Genomic DNA, 16181 nt, shown 5'->3' on the forward strand with positions numbered 1-16181 from the left:
TCCTGACAATCGGAACCCAACTGCTAGTGCCTATGGTGCCACGCTATGTTCCGGACCGGACAGGAGTCGAGTGACAAAGTCCTCCGCATCCACGGAAGCTTCAAACAATTCACCCGTCAGGGCACGGGTTCCCTTGAGGGGTTCACGCGTGGGGATGCGCTGCAGGCGCCGGCGCGAGGGGAGCTCGAAGATGATCGAATCCCAGCTGGCCCCCACCACCTGCTGAGGGAAGCGGCTAACGCAGTTTCCCCGGAAATAGGCCCGCGTGTCATCGGGCGGCTCGTTGACCGCCCGTGCAATCTCCTGGTCGGTCAGGATGCGTTCCATTTGACCGCGGGCGGCGAGCCGGTGGTACAGCCCCTTCTCCGGACGGATGTCCGAATACTGCAAATCCACCAGATGCAGCCGGGCATCGGACCAGGCGAGGGAGTCCCGGTTGCGGTACGCCTGCAGCAGTTTCAGTTTTGCCACCCAGTCCACAGACGCTGCGGCCTCCAGGGGATCGCGCTTCAGCGTTCCAACCAGGGACGTCCAGCGGGTAAGGATGTCCTCCGTGTCCGGGTCCGTCCCTGCGCTGCGGCAGTGCCGCGCCGCAGCCTCCAGATAAATCTCCTGAAGGTCGAGGCCGGAGACCATGCGTCCGTCCTTGAGCTCCACCAGCCGCTCAAGGCTCGGATCATGGCTGATAGCCTGCAGCGCGCCCACCGGATCCCGCAGCTCCACTTCCGGCGCAGTGCCCGCCTCAATCATGGACAGGACAATGGACGTGGTCCCCACCTTCAGCAGCGTGGATACCTCGCTGAGGTTTGCGTCTCCGATAATGACGTGCAGCCGCCGGTATTTTTCCGCCACGGCATGGGGTTCATCGCGGGTGTTCACAATGGGCCGGCGGATGGTGGTTTCCAGTCCCACCTCCGCCTCAAAGAAATCCGCCCGCTGGCTCAGCTGGTAGCCCTGGCGCTGGTTGTTGGTCCCTATCCCCACCCGGCCGGACCCGACAATGACCTGGCGGCTGACAAAGAAAGGCACCAGGCCGCGGACCAGGTCGGTGAAGGGGACACTGCGCGGAACCAAATAGTTTTCGTGGGACCCGTAAGAGGCCCCCTTGCTGTCGGTGTTGTTCTTATACAGGTTTACGGGCGAGAACCCGGGTGCGGCGGCAATATACCGCACCGCTGCCAGTACGACGGCGTCCCCGGCTTTGTCCCACAGGACCGCATCGCGCGGAGTGGTTACTTCCGGGGAGGAGTATTCCGGATGCGCGTGGTCAACGTAGAGGCGTGCACCGTTGCCCAGCACCATGTTCATCAAGACCGGGTTGTCGGTGGTTTGCTCCCCGTAGAGGGCGGCCGGACCGCCGCCCTCCATGGCAATCTGTTCCGCGTCCAGCACCGGCGGAGCATCGGTCAGCTGGGTCGGATCCGCTGCCGTCCGCGGCACGGCAAATCCCCGCGCGTCATTCAGCGGTGCCTCGTCCGTGTAATCCCACCGGGTGCCGCTGAAATTGCCCATACCGCTCCGGCGCGAAGCTGCATAGGCATTGACGATCTGGCTGGACAGGACGGTGGCGTTGGCCGCGGGCATCCCGGGCGCCAGCACACCGTACTCGGTTTCCGTGCCCATGACGCGGCGCACGCTCATAGATACTGCCCGGGGTTGGCTGTTGTTTCGATGGTGCGCCCGGGTTCCTGCCCGGCTTTGCCCTGGATGATGGTGCGGATGTAGGTGATGCGCTCGCCTTTCTTGCCCGAGATGCGTGCCCAGTCGTCCGGGTTGGTGGTGTTGGGCATGTCCTCGTGCTCACGGAATTCATCCACCACTGCACGCATCAGATGATCGATCCGCAGGCCGCGCTGGTGCAGCATCAGCAGGTCCTTGATGGCGTACTTCTTGGCCCGGTCCACGACGTTTTGAATCACGGCACCGGAATTGAAGTCCTTGAAGTACAGCATTTCGGTGTCACCGTTGGCGTAGGTGACTTCCAGGTATTCGTTGGACTTGTCCTCCGCATACATCTTTTCCACGGTCCGGCGGATCATTTCCCGGACCGTCATTTCCGGGTCGTACCCGTTTTCGGCGAGGTCGTCCCGGTGCAGTGGCAGGTCCGGCGTCAGGTACTTGGCGAAGATCTCCGCCGCGCCTTCGGCATCCGGGCGCAGGATCTTGATCTTCACGTCCAGCCGGCCCGGACGCAGGATGGCCGGATCGATCATGTCCTCGCGGTTGGAGGCGCCGATGACAATGACGTTTTCCAGTTTCTCCACGCCGTCGATCTCCGAGAGCAGCTGGGGAACGATGGTGGTTTCAACATCGGAGGAAATACCGGTTCCGCGGGTACGGAAGAGCGAGTCCATCTCGTCAAAGAACACCACAACGGGGCTTCCGCCGGAGGCCTTTTCACGGGCGCGGGCGAAAATCAGCCGGATGTGCCGCTCGGTCTCCCCCACGTACTTGTCCAGCAGCTCCGGGCCCTTGATGTTCAGGAAGTAACTGCGGGTTCCCAGGGATCCGGTCTGCTCCATGACCCGGGCGGCCAGCGAGTGGGCCACCGCCTTGGCGATGAGGGTTTTGCCGCAGCCGGGAGGGCCGTACAGCAGGATGCCCTTGGGTGCCTTGAGGCCGTGCTCCCGGTACAGATCCGGATGCAGGAAGGGCAGCTCGACGGCGTCACGGATCTGCTCAATCTGGGGTCCCAGGCCGCCGATATCCGAGTAGGAGATGTCCGGAACTTCTTCCAGGACCAGGTTTTCCACCTCGCTGCGGGGGATCTTCTCCAAGGCGTAGCCGATTCGTGTATCGACGGTGAGGGCGTCTCCCACCCGAACCTTCTCGGCTACCAGCGGACCATTGAGGCGGACCACCCGTTCGTCGTCGGCCCGGCCGATGACCAGGCAGCGGTCGGTGCCCAGCAGCTCCTTGACGGTGAACAGCTCCCCGCTGCGCTCGAAGCCCAGCGACGCGACGGCGACCAGCGACTCGTTCAGGAGAACTTCCTGCCCGGGAACAATCTGGTCCATGTCCAGCAGCGGGCTGACCGAAACGCGGAGCTTGCGCCCGGACTGAATGATGTCCAGACTGTCCTGGACTGCCGCAGTTGTGGTTTTGCCCCTGCTGGCCGGTGCCCGGTGGTTCACCGAGATGACAGTCGCGAAGCTAAAGGGCGTGGCGCCCTCTTTCTCGAGGGCGTCCTTCAACCGGATGATCTCCGACTTTGCCGTCTCCAGCATCGCCACCAAGCGGGCATTGTTGTGGGTAAGGGCTGCCAGCTGCCGGTCCACGTTCCGCAGCTTCTCCCGAAGCACGGCGGCCTGCTGGGCGTCGATCCCGGGGCCGCCTGTTCCGCCGAGGTATCCGCGCGGATCTTCAGCCCCGGATTCAACGTTGTTATCTGCTCCAACCATGCTTACGACCACCTTCACGTTGCGCAGGGACTCTAGCCTCTGACGATAACCCAGCAACGGAGGCAAAACACCGGTTGGCACCTCTTGTATTTATCGGGCCGGCAGTTATCCGCCGGCCCGATTGCGGCTAGGGCGTTTCCGGCGTACCGTCCTGATCCGCGTTGTACTTTTCGGCGTTTTCCAGGGCCCCGCGCTGCACCTTGGAACTGGCGTCACGGGCAGCGCGGCGCAGCTTGTGGGCCGAGACTTCCCTCTCGCCAACGGCAGCGGGCGTCCATGCGTTGAGGTCCTCTTCGCTGAAGTTGGTTTTGGATGCGCGGCGCTTGGCCACCAGTCCGGTGGCGCCTTCGGCCAGACGCCGGGCGGTCAGCAGGAATCCTGTGTGTGCCACCATGCGGTGGTCCGGACGAACGGCCAGCCCTTCCAGATGCCAGCCGCGAACCATGGATTCCCAGCCGTCGGGCTCGGTGAACCGGCCGTCGGCGCGGATTGCCTCGGCGGTGCGGGACAGCTGCGTGACAGTGGCTACGTAGGAAATCCAGACGCCTCCCGGTGCCAGGACGGTGGCTACGGCGTCGGTGCACTCCCAAGGAGCCAGCATGTCGAGAACCACCCGGTCAACGCTGCCGGGCTCTTCGGTGCGGACAACCTCTTCCTGGAAGTCGCCCAGCGTGATGTTCCAGGCGGGGTGCGGGCCCCCGAAGAAGGTTTCCACGTTTCCCCGTGCGATATCCGCGAACTCTTCGCGCCGTTCAAAGGAATGAAGCGAGCCGTAATCTCCCACGGCACGCAGCAGGGAGATGCTCAGCGCGCCGGAGCCCACGCCGGCCTCCACCACGCGGGCGCCGGGATAAATGTCGGCCATGGTGACAATCTGGCCGGCGTCCTTCGGATAAACCACGGCGGCACCGCGGGGCATCGAGAGGACGAAGTCCGACAGCAGGGGCCGCAGCACCTGGTACTGCTGGCCCGTGGTGTTGGTGACGATCGTGCCTTCGGGCTTGCCGATGATCGTGTCATGGGGCAGGAACCCGCGGTGGGTGTGGAAAGCGCCGCCCTCGGTCAGGGTGATGGTGCTGTGCCGGCCCTTTTCGTCGGTGAGCTGGACGCGCTCCCCCGGACGCAGCGGCCCCCGGCGGTTGTCGGCGCCGTGGGGTGCTGTAGCGGCAGTCTGGCCCGGAGTTTCCGAGTTCATGGGTAACGTTCCTTTGGATCGGGTGTTGCTGGTCTGTGAAGAAAAAGGGGGCGGAAATTTACCGCGGGGATGCCGGCGGACGCTGCCGCCGTCCGGGCTTGGCCGATATGGCGTCCAGGACAACCGCCTGGGTCAGGAGGCCAATCACGGAGCCGTCGTGGTCTATGACGGCATACTCACTGCCCTGAAGTTTAGCGAGGTACTCCACCAGTTCTGAACCGGCGGCGACCACCGGCACATACGCTCCGGGAGCCAGGGGGCGGGCTGCGGCGTCCACCGGTGTGCTCGCCGCCAGGTTGTCCGGCACCAGCGCGAGTGCTCCGCGGTCCGCGACGGCCCAGGGCTGCCCCGTGACGGCAGTGATGACCAGTGCCGCGTGCGGATTCGCCGTCAGCAGGGCCCGGGCGCTGGACACGGTCGAGCCGGCGGGCAGCGAAACCGCAGGGCTCATGAGGGCGCCTGCGCTGACCTGGGGCAGCCGCAGGCGGACGCGGGCGTTCTGGATACTGGCTCCGGCACCCATCCAGAGGAAGGAAGAAATCAGCGCGGTGAGCAGGATCAGCTGCAGGTCCGGCGCTTCGCCGCGCAGGTAGGGCGGAATGACGACGGCGGCAGCCAGCAGGGCTGCGATGATTCGTCCCGCATAGCCGGCGGCTACGGTGCCCCGGTCCTGGGAACCGGTGGCCTTCCATACCGCCGATTCCACGATCCGGCCGCCGTCCAGGGGAAGGCCGGGCAGCACGTTGAAGACGGCCACCAGCAGGTTTGCCCACACAAAAATCTGGGCCAGCAGCGCTGCCACCGGATTCAGCGGCACCGCCACCAGGAGAAGCCAGCCTGCGCCGGCCAGCGCGAAGTTGGCCGCGGGTCCCGCCAAGGCCACCAGCAGGGACCGCCCCGGCGTTGTCTGCACGCTGCCGAACTGGGTATGCCCTCCCCAGAGGGTCAGCACGATTTTTGTCGTCGGCCAGCGGTATCTCCGGGCGAGGACGGCGTGGGCCAGCTCGTGAATGAGCACGGAGACCAGCAGCAGCAGGGCGTATCCCAGCGCAACCCCGTAGGCGCCAGCACCGAGGTACGGAAAACTTCGCCGGACCAGCGGGCCGAAAAACACCACTATGAAGGCGGCAATAATGAACCAGGAGTAGGCCAGGTAGACGGGCACCCCGGCGATCCGTCCCAGGGGTATCCCGTTCCGCACGGGCGCCGGTGTACCGGCTCCGGGGGTAGTGCTCAACGCGTTGCCCCTGCCGGCGCCGAGGTCACCAGCGAGGCCAGATCCGCAGCTGTCCTGCCGGCCAGTGTTTCCCATTCATGCCGGCCCTCGTCCGGGGGCAGCGGAAGAAAATGGGGAACACCGAGCGTCACCAGGCCCGCCGCGCCGGCGGAGGTGACCCCCGGAAGGGAGTCCTCGATCGCAACCACACGGTTCTTCACCAGATCGGGGACCAGCTCCGAAAGACGGTCGAAGGCCAGCTCGTAGGGCTCCGGATGGGGCTTTCCCTGCTGGACCATGTCTCCCGTGACCAGGAACTCGAAGGTCCCGGCAGGCAGCTGGCGACACACCTCATTGGCCAGCACGGGCTCCGACATGGTCACCATGACGCACGGAATACCGCCTTCGCGAAGTTCGGCAAGCAGTTCGCGGGCCCCGGGACGCCAGGGGATCTGGGTGCGGACTTTCACCGTCACCTGCGAAATAAGCCGGTCAATGATCTCCCGGATCGTCAGGGGAACGCCTGCGTTCTGCAGCATCCCGGCACCGTAGGTCAAGGCCTGGCCGACCATTGATTCGGCGTCGGAATCCGTCCATGAGCCGCCGTACTCGGCAACGAGATCCTTCTCCGCCTGGATCCAATACGGTTCCGTGTCCACGATCGTGCCGTCCATATCCCACAGCACCGCCTGGAGCGGGGCGTACCGGGGATCAATCTGCAGGGCATTGGGAACAGAAGAAGACATGCATCCCAGTCTAAGGGGCGGCGGCTGACGGGTTTACTTTGCTCTCGGCGAAGGGCTGCCCGCGGTCCTGACAACACAGCGCGCCGGACATATGGTGAGTCTGTGAGCAATACCGACGAAACCCCGCCCGTAGGCCTCCAGGACTTTTACGGCGGCTCCCAAGAGCGCACCACCGTCATGCTGGCGGCCTTTGAAGGCTGGAACGATGCCGGCGAAGCTGCCAGCGACGCCGTGAAGTTCCTGAGCATGTTTTGGCAAAGCGAGAAGATCGCCAGCCTGAACGCGGATGAGTACTACGATTTCCAGTTCACCCGGCCGGTGATTGAGCGGCTGGCGTCCGGCGAGAAACGGATCAAATGGCCAAGCACCCGCATTTCCAAGGCCGAGGTTCCGAACAGCAATCTGGACGTGATCTTTGTTTCCGGTGTTGAACCTTCCTACAAGTGGCGGGCTTACACCGCAGAGCTGATTGCACTGGCGAAGGAACTGGAAGTCGACTGCATCCTTCTTGCCGGCGCGCTGCTGGCCGACGTGCCGCACACCCGCCCGATTCCCGTGACGGTGACCTGCGAAGACAGTGACCTGCGCGAGGAACTCAAGGTGGAGTCTTCCCACTATGAGGGGCCCATCGGGATCGTTGGGGTGCTGGCGGAAATGGCCGGGCTGGCCGACATTCCCGCTGTGTCCCTGTGGGCGGCAGTGCCCCACTATGTGGGGCACTCCCCCTCACCCAAGGCGCAGCTGTCCCTGCTGCACCGCATCGAGGAACTGCTTCAGGCACCCCTGGACACGGCGCTGCTGACCGATGAAGCCGATGCCTGGGAGCGGGGCGTGGACGAACTGGCCACCGAGGATCCGGAAATCGCCGCCTATGTGCGCCAGCTGGAAGAAGCGAAGGACACGGCGGAGCTTCCGGAAGCCAGCGGCGAGTCGATTGCCCGCGAGTTTGAGCGCTATCTCAAACGCCGCCGGCGCGACTAGGGGCTCTGCCCCGGGCTAGAGCCGAATACCCAGCAGGGCGTCCAGCGTGGAAGCAGCCAGTTCGGCGCCGTCTGCGGTCACGGTGTTCGCCCGGCCGCTCTCGGCGACCATGACCGCCCACGCGTCCACTGCGGCCAAAGCGGCAGGTGCATCGAGATCCCGGGCCATTGCCGTGCGCACCTCAGTGAGCATCTGCTCGGCTTCGGCGCGGCTGGTATTGGGCAGCGCGCTGCGCCAGCGGGAAAGGCGCTGCTCGGCACTGGTCAGCTGATCATCCGTCCAGAACCAATCGGTGCGGTAGTGGTGGCTGAGCAGGACTGCACGGATGGCAGCCGGATCAGTGCCCTGGCTCCGCAGCTGGGAAACCAGTACCAGGTTGCCTAGGGACTTGCTCATCTTCTCGCCGTCCAGGCCCACCATGCCGGCGTGCGCGTAATGGCGGGCCAGCGGGCTTCCGCTGCAGGCGTAGGCGTGGCCGGCGCTCATCTCATGGTGAGGGAAGACCAGATCCGAGCCGCCGGCCTGAACGGTGAACGGAGCCGGGAGAAAACGCTGGGCGATGACTGAACACTCAATGTGCCAGCCGGGGCGCCCCTCCCCCAGCGTTGCGCCGTCCCAGAAGGGTTCACCGGCCCGCTTCACGCGCCACAGCAGCGGGTCCAGTGCATTGCGCTTGCCGGGGCGCAGGGGATCGCCGCCGCGTTCGGCAAAGATCGGGAGCATCTGTTCGGGCTTGAGGCCGGAAACGCTGCCCAGATGCCAGGCCGCTGGATCCTCCGGGTCCATTTCCGAGGCCGCATCGACGGAAAAGTAGACGTCGCCGGCGGGGTTGGTGCCATCCCCGGGAACACGGTAGGCAAGGCCGCGGCGAAGCAGATCCTCCACTGCCGGCACAATCCAGTCAATGGCTTCCACCGCGCCGATGTAGTGATCCGGAGCCAGGACGTTCAGTGCTTCCATGTCGTCTCGGAAGAGCTGGGTCTGCTCGAGGGCCAGTTCCCGCCAGTCCAGGCCTTTGGCGTTGGCTCGTTCCAGCAGCGGATCATCAACGTCCGTGACATTCTGCACGTAGCGGACCGTATTGCCTGCGTCCCGCCACTGCCGGTTCAGCAGGTCAAAGGCTACGTAGGTCGAAGCATGCCCCATGTGGGTGGCGTCATAGGGGGTGATACCGCAGACATAGAGACTGGCCTCACCGTCGGTGCGCACCGGAACGGCGCTGTCCAGGGCGGTGTCGTGGAGAACCAGGTCCGGCGATTTTCCGGGCAGGACGGGCAGGGGGAAGTTTTTCCAGGCAATCACAGGGACAACTCTACTTTCCCTTCCTAGGCAGTCAGCACACCCAGGCCCAGCAGGATGTAAATAACCACGCCGAGAAGGATGCGGTACCAGACAAAGAGGCTGTAGCTGCGGCTGGAAACGTAGCGCAGGAACCACCCGATGATGATGAATCCCACGATGAAGGCAACAAGGGTGGCTCCGGCAGTCTCCCACCCGCCGTACACCATCGGCTCATCCAGCGACTTGGCCAACTGGAAAAGGCCGCTGCCGAAGACTGCAGGAATGGCCAGCAGGAACGCATACCGGGCGGCAGCCTCGCGGGTGTAGCCCATGAACAGCCCTGCGGTGATGGTTCCGCCGGAACGGCTGACGCCGGGGATCAGCGCCATGGCCTGCGCGAGCCCGTAAAGGATGCCGTGCTTGTAGGTGAGCTGGTCCAGACGGCGCTGCTGCTTTCCCACGGCATCCGCGATCGCCAGGATGATGCCGAAGACAATCAGCATGGTGGCGACGATCCACAGACTGCGGAAGGTGCTCTCGATCTGGTCCTGGAACAGAAGCCCGAGGATAACGATGGGCAGCGTTCCGATGATGATCAGCCAGCCCATGCGGGCATCCGGATCATTGCGCGGAACACGTCCGGTCAGCGACCCGAACCAGGACTTGACGATCCGGACGATGTCTTTCCAGAAGTACACCGCCACGGCCGTCTCCGTGCCTAGCTGCGTGATGGCCGTAAAGGCCGCCCCCGGATCCTGCGCGCCGGGCAGCAGCTCGCCCACAATCCGCAGATGGGCGCTGGAGGAGATGGGGAGAAATTCAGTAAGACCCTGAATGAGACCGAGGAAGAGTGCTTCAAACCAATTCACAAGGGAATACTCTAGGGCACCGTCAGTTGGGGCCCGAACCCGCTACCCTCCCGGCTGCGCACCGGAGGAGCGTTCCCCCGCGTCGCGGGGATCGTTGACGAACTCCGCGTCGGCATCCATATCGGCGTCAAAATCCTCGTCGTCATCTTCGTAGATCTCAAGCGGCGTGACCTCGCCGTAGGCGTCATAGAGGACTTCCTCATAGACCTCGAAGGCATCCGCGACAGCCAGATAGGCCGCTTCCACCACCGGGTCCTTGTCTCCCCGGCGCTGCGAGGCCGCCGTCAGATGTTCTTCGAGTGCGGCCACGAGGGATTGGAGCGCAACATGCGGATCTATGCTCATGCCCTAGACGTTAGCGGTAAAGTGAGCAAAATTGGAGGGAAATGCGAGAACAAATTCTTCGGCCCAGCGTCCGCCGGCCAAACGAAAATATCCGGGACTATGAGTACCTTGTGGTGTCGGTGAACCCCGGAGATTCCCTCTCCGAGGCACGCCGGATCATCACCGAACATGCCGAGTACGGCAAATGGGAGCTCCAGCGCAGCTGCATCTATCGCGGCGGAGCTCGCCGTTTCTGGCTGCGCCGCCGGATCATGCGGGTCCGCCGCACTGCCTGATTCGAACCCCGCTGCAGCGCAGCGGCCGGATTTACCCCAGACACTGGCCTAGTCCGGCACCGGCCCCAGCCAGGCATTGGCTACCGACGCATGCACAGAATCCTCGCTTGAGGGGTGGAACATGCCCGCAAGCACGTCACGGTAGAGGCGCTCCAGTTCAGCACCCCGGGAATAGCTCCTGCCCCCGGCTACGCGGACAGCCGTTTCCACCACCAACCGTGCTGTTTCGGTGGCCCGGTACTTCAGCGAGGACAGTTTTGGAAACCACAGGCTTCCGTGGTCGGCGCCCTCTTCCAGATCACGGGCCATCGTTTCCAGCTGCGGATGGATCCCGTCCATCCGAATCGCCGCATCCGCAACTTTCCAGCGGGTGTGCGGGTCGTGGGCCCCGCTGCCGCCCCCCGCCGTCGTCCGCTGCTGTGCGGCTTCCACGGCCAGTTCGACGGCGCGGTCGCCGATGCCGGTGTAGACGGCGGACAGCAGGGTTTCAAAGAGGGCGAAGATGCCGAAGACGAAGGCATCCGAGTGCGGTCCCACCGGGGTGCTGCGGACCAGCTGACCCTTGGACAGGACCGCGTGATCCAGGACGGTGGTGCAGGACTGGCTGGCCCGCATGCCCATGGTGTTCCAGTCATCCTTGACGATGATGCCCTCAGTGCCGCGCGGGGCGAACCCGAAAATGAGCCGGGGCTCCTGGGGCACTGAGTCGTCACGGCCGAAAATACCCAGCTTTGTCCACGCCGGCGAGAGGCTGGTGAAGATCTTGGTGCCGGTGAACGCATAGGACCCGTCCCCCTGCGGAACGGCAGCCGTCTTGGAATCGAACAGGACGGCAGGATTGCCCGGTTCCGAGATGCCGAAGGCGTACAGCTCCCCCCGGGCGGCGTGCTCGAGGATAAACGCCAGGGAATCGTCCCCGCGCAGGGCCAGCAGGTGGGCCACGCCGCACCAGACGAGGTGCATGTTGACGGCCAGCGCCGTGGCGGGGGCTGCGGTGGCCAGCAGCCGCTGGCTTTGGACTACCTGGCCAATCGTGAATCCTGCACCGCCTGCCTCCTGCGGGGTAAAGAGGGACAAGTAGCCGGCGCGGCGCAGGTCTTCGAGGTCCTCGGTGAAGAAGCTGTTGTCGCGGTCATAACCGGCAGCGCGTCCACGCAGCCGTTCCAGGCGGTCGGGGGTCAGGATGTTTTCGACGTTCATGCACTGGATCCTTTCAGGAGGAAAGGCTAGTAACTGGTGAGGAGCCGGGAGAGGACCCTGGTTCCGAACTTCAGGGAATCGACCGGCACCCTTTCGTCCACACCGTGGAACATGCCGGTGAAGTCCAGGTCCTCCGGCAGCCTCAGCGGCGCAAAACCGTAGCCGGTGATGCCCAGGCGGCTGAGCGACTTGTTGTCGGTGCCTCCGGAGAGCGTGTACGGGAGCACGGGGGCACCCGGATCTTCGGCCTGCAGCGCGCCGATCATCGAATCCACCAGGTTTCCCTTGAACGGAACCTCCAGGGATACGTCCTTGTGCTCGTAGCTGACGTCGATCCCCGGGCCGGCGAGGTCCTTGATGAGGGCCAGGACCTGTTCTTCCTGGCCCGGCAAAGTCCGGACATCAATCAGGGCCTCGGCGCTGCCGGGAATGACGTTGTGCTTGTAGCCGGCCTTGAGCACCGAGGGGTTGGAAGTGTTCTGCAGGGTGGCACCCACGAAACGGGCCACGGTGCCCAGTTCCGCCAGCAGCCGCTCGGGGTTCTGCGGATCGAATTCGACGCCGGTGAGCTCGGTCACGCCGTCCAGGAAGGCACGGGTGGTGTCAGTGAGCTCGATGGGCCAGGGGTACTCGCCGATGGTGGCGACGGCGCGGGCCAGCCGGGTGACGGCGTTGTCGGTGTTGATCTGGGAGCCGTGTCCGGCCCGCCCGTGGGCAGCCAGACGCAGCCAGGAGATGCCCTTCTCCGCGGTCTGCAGCAGGTAGGTGCGTTTGCCCCCGATGGTGGCGGAGAAGCCGCCAACCTCCGAGATGGCCTCCGTGGCGCCGTCGAACAGTTCCCGGCGGTTCTCCACCGCCCAGCCCGCACCGTACTGGCCGCCGGCCTCCTCGTCAGCGAAAAACGCGAAGATGAGGTCCCGCCGGGGCTTGGCGCCCGAACGGGCCATCTGGCGCATCACCGACAGGATCATGGCGTCCATGTCCTTCATGTCCACGGCGCCGCGGCCCCAGATCAGACCGTCGCGTTCTTCGCCGCTGAACGGATCAACCGACCAGTCCTGTTTCTGCGCCGGCACCACATCCAAGTGGCCGTGCACCACGAGGGCGGGCAAAGAGGAATCACTGCCTTCCATCCGGGTGACCACCGAGGCACGGCCCGGCGCGGACTCAAAGAGGTCCGTGTGCAGGCCGACCTCCTCGATCAGTCCTGCGGTGTACTCGGCGGCGGCACGCTCCCCCGGACCTGAGCCGTCCCCGAAGTTGGAGGTGTCAAAGCGGATAAGCTCCTGGCAGATCCGGGTGACTTCATCTTCGGCGGCTGTTGGGCGCGCGGCGGACTCAGACGCAGTGGACTCAGACATGTTTCTCCTTCGAAGTGATTGGTGCCCAGCCTAGCCACCGAGTGCCTGACCAGCGCCGATTTACGGTTGCGGCTAAAACCGTGTTAGAGTTTTTCCCGTTGCTTCCGCAGCTTTTGAACGACTAAAGAGCTTGCGGCAAACACCCAAGCGCGGGTGGCGGAATGGCAGACGCGCTAGCTTGAGGTGCTAGTCCTCTAACGAGGGTGGGGGTTCAAGTCCCCCTCCGCGCACAATCAAAACCCCGGAATCCTTTGGATTCCGGGGTTTTTTGTTGCCTTCCGTCGAACACCGGATTAGTTATCCGTGACGTTGAACACATCTTCTCCTGTGCATCGTGCGCAGCTGTTCTTCCCTGTCAGCGGCGGCACGGCGCCGGTACCCTCGGGTCTATGGATGGCGCAACGCTCTTCAACCTGCTGCTCGTCGTGTTCTTCGTCCTGCTGGGAGGAATTTTCGCCGGAACCGAGATGGCGCTGGTCTCACTGCGGGAGAGCCAGATCAGCCGCATCGAATCATCCGGGGCCGGCGGCAGGAAGATCGCCGAGCTGGCCCGCAACCCCAACCTGTTCCTGTCATCCATCCAGATTGGTGTGACCCTTTCGGGGTTTTTCTCCGCCGCCTACGGAGCTTCCGCCCTTGCTCCCGCGCTGGCACCGGCACTGCGGGGGCTGGGTTTTGCACCGGCCGCAGCGGACGCCACCGCCTTCATCCTGCTGACCCTGGCCGTGGCTTACCTGTCCCTGGTCCTGGGTGAGCTGGTGCCCAAGCGGCTGGCCATGCAGAACGCCGAGCGCTTCACCCGTCTCCTCGCCCCTCCCCTGAATGTCTTCGCCGTCATCATCCGGCCCGTCATCAAGCTCCTCTCAGTATCGACGGATGCCGTGGTCCGGGTCCTCGGCGGCGATCCCAAGGTCAAGACGCCCCCGATCACCTCCCAGGAGCTGTGGGACATGGTGGCAGCCAGCCCCGTCCTTGCAGAGGATAGCCGGCGCATCCTTTCCGACGTTTTCGGCGCCGGCGACCGGCTGCTGCAGGAGGTCATGCGTCCCCGTCCCGAAGTGAAGTTCCTTTCCGCCGAGCTGACGGTGGCCGAGGCCCGGGCCATCGTGCATGTGCTCCCCTACTCGAGGTACCCGGTCATCAGGGACTCACCGGACGACGTCGTCGGCTTCATCCATGTGCGGGACCTCCTGCGGGAGGAGGACGACGGCGGCAACGGTTTGGGTGGGCCGCGCACGCTCGGGGACATTGCCCGCCCCATCCATTTCCTTCCGGGCACCGCGCCGGTTGTCCCCTCACTGTCCCGCATGCGGCGGGACGGCAGCCACATCGCCGTGGTGGCGGATGAGTACGGCGGCACGGACGGCATCGTCACGCTGGAGGATCTGGTGGAAGAGCTGGTCGGGGAGATCTACGACGAGTACGACACCCTGCGGGACCCCGAGGACAGGCACCGTCGGATCCGCGGCGATCTGGTGGTTGACGGCGCTTTGATCCTGCAGGAGTTCGAGCGGCTGACCGGCTTCGCCCTTCCGGAAGGACAATATGAAACGGTCGGCGGGTACATTATGGAAAGACTGGGCCGGATTGCCAGGCCCGGAGATGTGGTCGGGGCGCCGGGGTGCGAGCTGGAGGTGCTTAGCCTTTCCCGCCGGCGCATTGTGGCTGTCCGCGTCATTCCCGATTCAAAGGAAGCTGACTAACCTTCCTCCCGGGCGGGCTTTGGTCGACTTCGGTTACGCGGGCCTCAGTCATTTCCCGTAACATTGCTATGCCGCTCTGAAGCGCAGAGAATACCGGGCACGGGCAGTGAGCCCCATTCCGGCTAGGCCCGGACCGCAGATGCAGATATCCAGAAAGCAGGAAAGCCGTCATGGCCGAAACAAAAAACGACTCGGGAGCGCCCGAACTCAAGCGGGTGATGGGAACCAAGCTCCTGCTGCTGTTCATCGTCGGCGACATTCTTGGAACCGGTGTTTACGCCCTGACCGGCCAGGTGGCCGGCGAGATTGGCGGCGCCGCCTGGGCTCCCATTCTGGTGGCCTTCTTCGTCGCCACGATTACTGCTCTCTCCTATCTTGAGCTCGTCACCAAATTCCCGCAGGCAGCCGGTGCCGCGCTTTATGCGCACAAAGCCTTTGGAATTCATTTCGTGACCTTCCTCGTGACCTTTGCGGTCCTGAGCTCAGGCATCACGTCGGCATCCACCGCCGCCAAGTTCCTGGCCGAGAACTTCATTGTCGGGTTTAATCTCGACTGGGGTCAGACCGGCGTCACCTGGGTGGCTGTCATCTTCATGCTTGTGCTCGCCCTGATCAACCTGCGCGGTGTCGGAGAGAGCATTAAGTTCAATGTGGTGCTGACCATCATCGAACTCACCGGCCTTCTCATCGTGATCCTGATTGGCTTCTGGGCCATGGGGCAGGGCAACGTCGACTTCTCGCGGGTCATGGTCTTTGAAACCGAAGGCAACAAGAGCATTTTCCTTGCCCTCACGGCGGCCACCTCCCTGGCTTTCTTCTCCATGGTCGGTTTTGAAGACAGCGTCAACATGGCCGAGGAGACGCGCGACCCCGCGAAGATCTTCCCGAAGGTCATGCTGACCGGACTGGGAATCACCCTGGTCGTGTATCTGCTGGTCTCCATTGCCGCCGTCGCCATTGTTCCCGTGGGCCAGCTCTCCGCCAGCGCAACGCCGCTGCTGGAAGTTGTCCGTGCCGGTGCCCCCAACCTGCCGGTGGACGTTATCTATCCGTTCCTGTCGATCTTCGCGGTGGCCAATACTGCGCTGATCAACATGCTGATGGCCAGCCGCCTGCTTTACGGCATGGCCAAGCAGGACGTCCTCCCCCGTTCCCTTTCCAAGGTCCTTCCGGGCCGCCGCACCCCGTGGGCATCGATCCTCTTCACCACCGCCATCGCCCTGGGACTGATCATCCTTGTCACCAACTTCATGGGCAAGGAAACCGTCACCGCGCTGGGCGGCACCACCGCCCTGCTGCTGCTGGCCGTCTTCACCGTGGTGAATATTGCCTGCCTGGTGCTGCGCCGCACTCCGCACGAAGGCAAGCACTTCCGTTCCCCCGGCTTCCTTCCGTACGTGGGCGTTTTCACCTGTGCTTTCCTCCTCGGCCCCTGGGCCCAGGATCCGATCGAGTACCAGATCGCCGGCCTGCTGCTGGTCCTGGGCCTGCTGCTCTGGGTCCTGACCTGGTTCTGGAACCGGGCCGTGCGTGCCAAGAAGACCCGGTTCACCGATGCCGAAGAAATCCGCGGCTAGGCACTTCCGCCCGTTTACGTCCCTACGTCAG

At 64.2% G+C, this 16181-nt stretch carries 14 protein-coding genes and 1 tRNA gene; 5 read left to right on the plus strand and 10 right to left on the minus strand.

What is annotated here, in order from left to right:
- Window positions 1-30: 30 nt before the first annotated feature.
- The 5 genes from dop to KG104_RS09465 form a co-directional block, all read right to left on the minus strand.
- Complete coding sequence (dop, locus tag KG104_RS09445) at window positions 31-1641, minus strand: depupylase/deamidase Dop (RefSeq protein WP_237686874.1); 1611 nt, start codon at window positions 1639-1641, stop codon at window positions 31-33.
- Complete coding sequence (gene arc / locus KG104_RS09450) at window positions 1638-3401, minus strand: proteasome ATPase (protein ID WP_104054251.1); 1764 nt, start codon at window positions 3399-3401, stop codon at window positions 1638-1640. The genes dop and arc overlap by 4 nt, the downstream gene beginning before the upstream one ends.
- 127 nt (window positions 3402-3528) lie before the next feature.
- On the minus strand, window positions 3529-4596 hold the full coding sequence (locus tag KG104_RS09455; RefSeq protein ID WP_104054250.1) for a tRNA (adenine-N1)-methyltransferase: 1068 nt from the start codon (window positions 4594-4596) through the stop codon (window positions 3529-3531).
- 58 nt (window positions 4597-4654) lie between these two features.
- Entirely contained in the window at window positions 4655-5833 is a 1179-nt protein-coding gene (locus KG104_RS09460; RefSeq protein ID WP_237686875.1) for a site-2 protease family protein, read from the minus strand.
- Window positions 5830-6558, minus strand: a complete 729-nt coding sequence (locus tag KG104_RS09465; protein ID WP_104161088.1) for an HAD family hydrolase — start codon at window positions 6556-6558, stop codon at window positions 5830-5832. The genes KG104_RS09460 and KG104_RS09465 overlap by 4 nt, the downstream gene beginning before the upstream one ends.
- 102 nt (window positions 6559-6660) lie before the next feature.
- Here KG104_RS09465 and KG104_RS09470 point away from each other — a divergent pair, with 102 nt between their 5' ends.
- Window positions 6661-7539: a PAC2 family protein gene (locus KG104_RS09470; RefSeq protein ID WP_237688569.1), complete on the plus strand. Its 879-nt coding sequence runs from the start codon at window positions 6661-6663 to the stop codon at window positions 7537-7539.
- A 15-nt stretch (window positions 7540-7554) separates the two neighbouring features.
- On the opposite strand, the gene mshC is transcribed toward KG104_RS09470, so the two are convergent.
- From mshC to KG104_RS09485, 3 genes are read right to left on the minus strand one after another with little or no spacing between them, the layout of a single operon-like run.
- Window positions 7555-8841, minus strand: a complete 1287-nt coding sequence (gene mshC, locus KG104_RS09475; RefSeq protein WP_207346874.1) for a cysteine--1-D-myo-inosityl 2-amino-2-deoxy-alpha-D-glucopyranoside ligase — start codon at window positions 8839-8841, stop codon at window positions 7555-7557.
- Between the two features lie 23 nt (window positions 8842-8864).
- Entirely contained in the window at window positions 8865-9689 is an 825-nt protein-coding gene (locus KG104_RS09480; protein ID WP_104161090.1) for an undecaprenyl-diphosphate phosphatase, read from the minus strand.
- 42 nt (window positions 9690-9731) lie between these two features.
- Window positions 9732-10034, minus strand: coding sequence for a hypothetical protein (locus KG104_RS09485; RefSeq protein WP_104054245.1), 303 nt, complete (start codon window positions 10032-10034; stop codon window positions 9732-9734).
- Window positions 10035-10075: 41 nt separating this feature from the next.
- Between KG104_RS09485 and KG104_RS09490 the strand changes: the two genes are divergently transcribed.
- Window positions 10076-10309 (plus strand): DUF5703 family protein, encoded by a 234-nt coding sequence (locus KG104_RS09490; RefSeq protein ID WP_104054244.1) that lies wholly within the window; start codon window positions 10076-10078, stop codon window positions 10307-10309.
- Between the two features lie 48 nt (window positions 10310-10357).
- Here the strand turns inward: KG104_RS09490 and KG104_RS09495 are convergent, their stop codons facing one another.
- The gene (locus KG104_RS09495) at window positions 10358-11509 is read right to left on the minus strand and encodes an acyl-CoA dehydrogenase family protein (protein ID WP_207346875.1); all 1152 of its coding nucleotides are present in this window, start codon (window positions 11507-11509) and stop codon (window positions 10358-10360) included.
- 26 nt (window positions 11510-11535) lie between these two features.
- Entirely contained in the window at window positions 11536-12870 is a 1335-nt protein-coding gene (locus KG104_RS09500) for a M20/M25/M40 family metallo-hydrolase (RefSeq protein ID WP_207346876.1), read from the minus strand.
- Between the two features lie 147 nt (window positions 12871-13017).
- Between KG104_RS09500 and KG104_RS09505 the strand changes: the two genes are divergently transcribed.
- The 3 genes from KG104_RS09505 to KG104_RS09515 all read left to right on the plus strand — a co-directional run bounded on the left by KG104_RS09505 (window position 13018) and on the right by KG104_RS09515 (window position 16150).
- Window positions 13018-13100 (plus strand) — tRNA-Leu (locus KG104_RS09505).
- 159 nt (window positions 13101-13259) lie between these two features.
- Window positions 13260-14573, plus strand: a complete 1314-nt coding sequence (locus KG104_RS09510; RefSeq protein WP_207346877.1) for a hemolysin family protein — start codon at window positions 13260-13262, stop codon at window positions 14571-14573.
- Window positions 14574-14743: 170 nt separating this feature from the next.
- Window positions 14744-16150 (plus strand): APC family permease, encoded by a 1407-nt coding sequence (locus KG104_RS09515; protein WP_207346878.1) that lies wholly within the window; start codon window positions 14744-14746, stop codon window positions 16148-16150.
- Window positions 16151-16181 lie beyond the last annotated feature (31 nt).

The organism is Arthrobacter sunyaminii, from assembly GCF_018866305.1.
GTDB classification, from domain to species: domain Bacteria; phylum Actinomycetota; class Actinomycetes; order Actinomycetales; family Micrococcaceae; genus Arthrobacter_B; species Arthrobacter_B sunyaminii.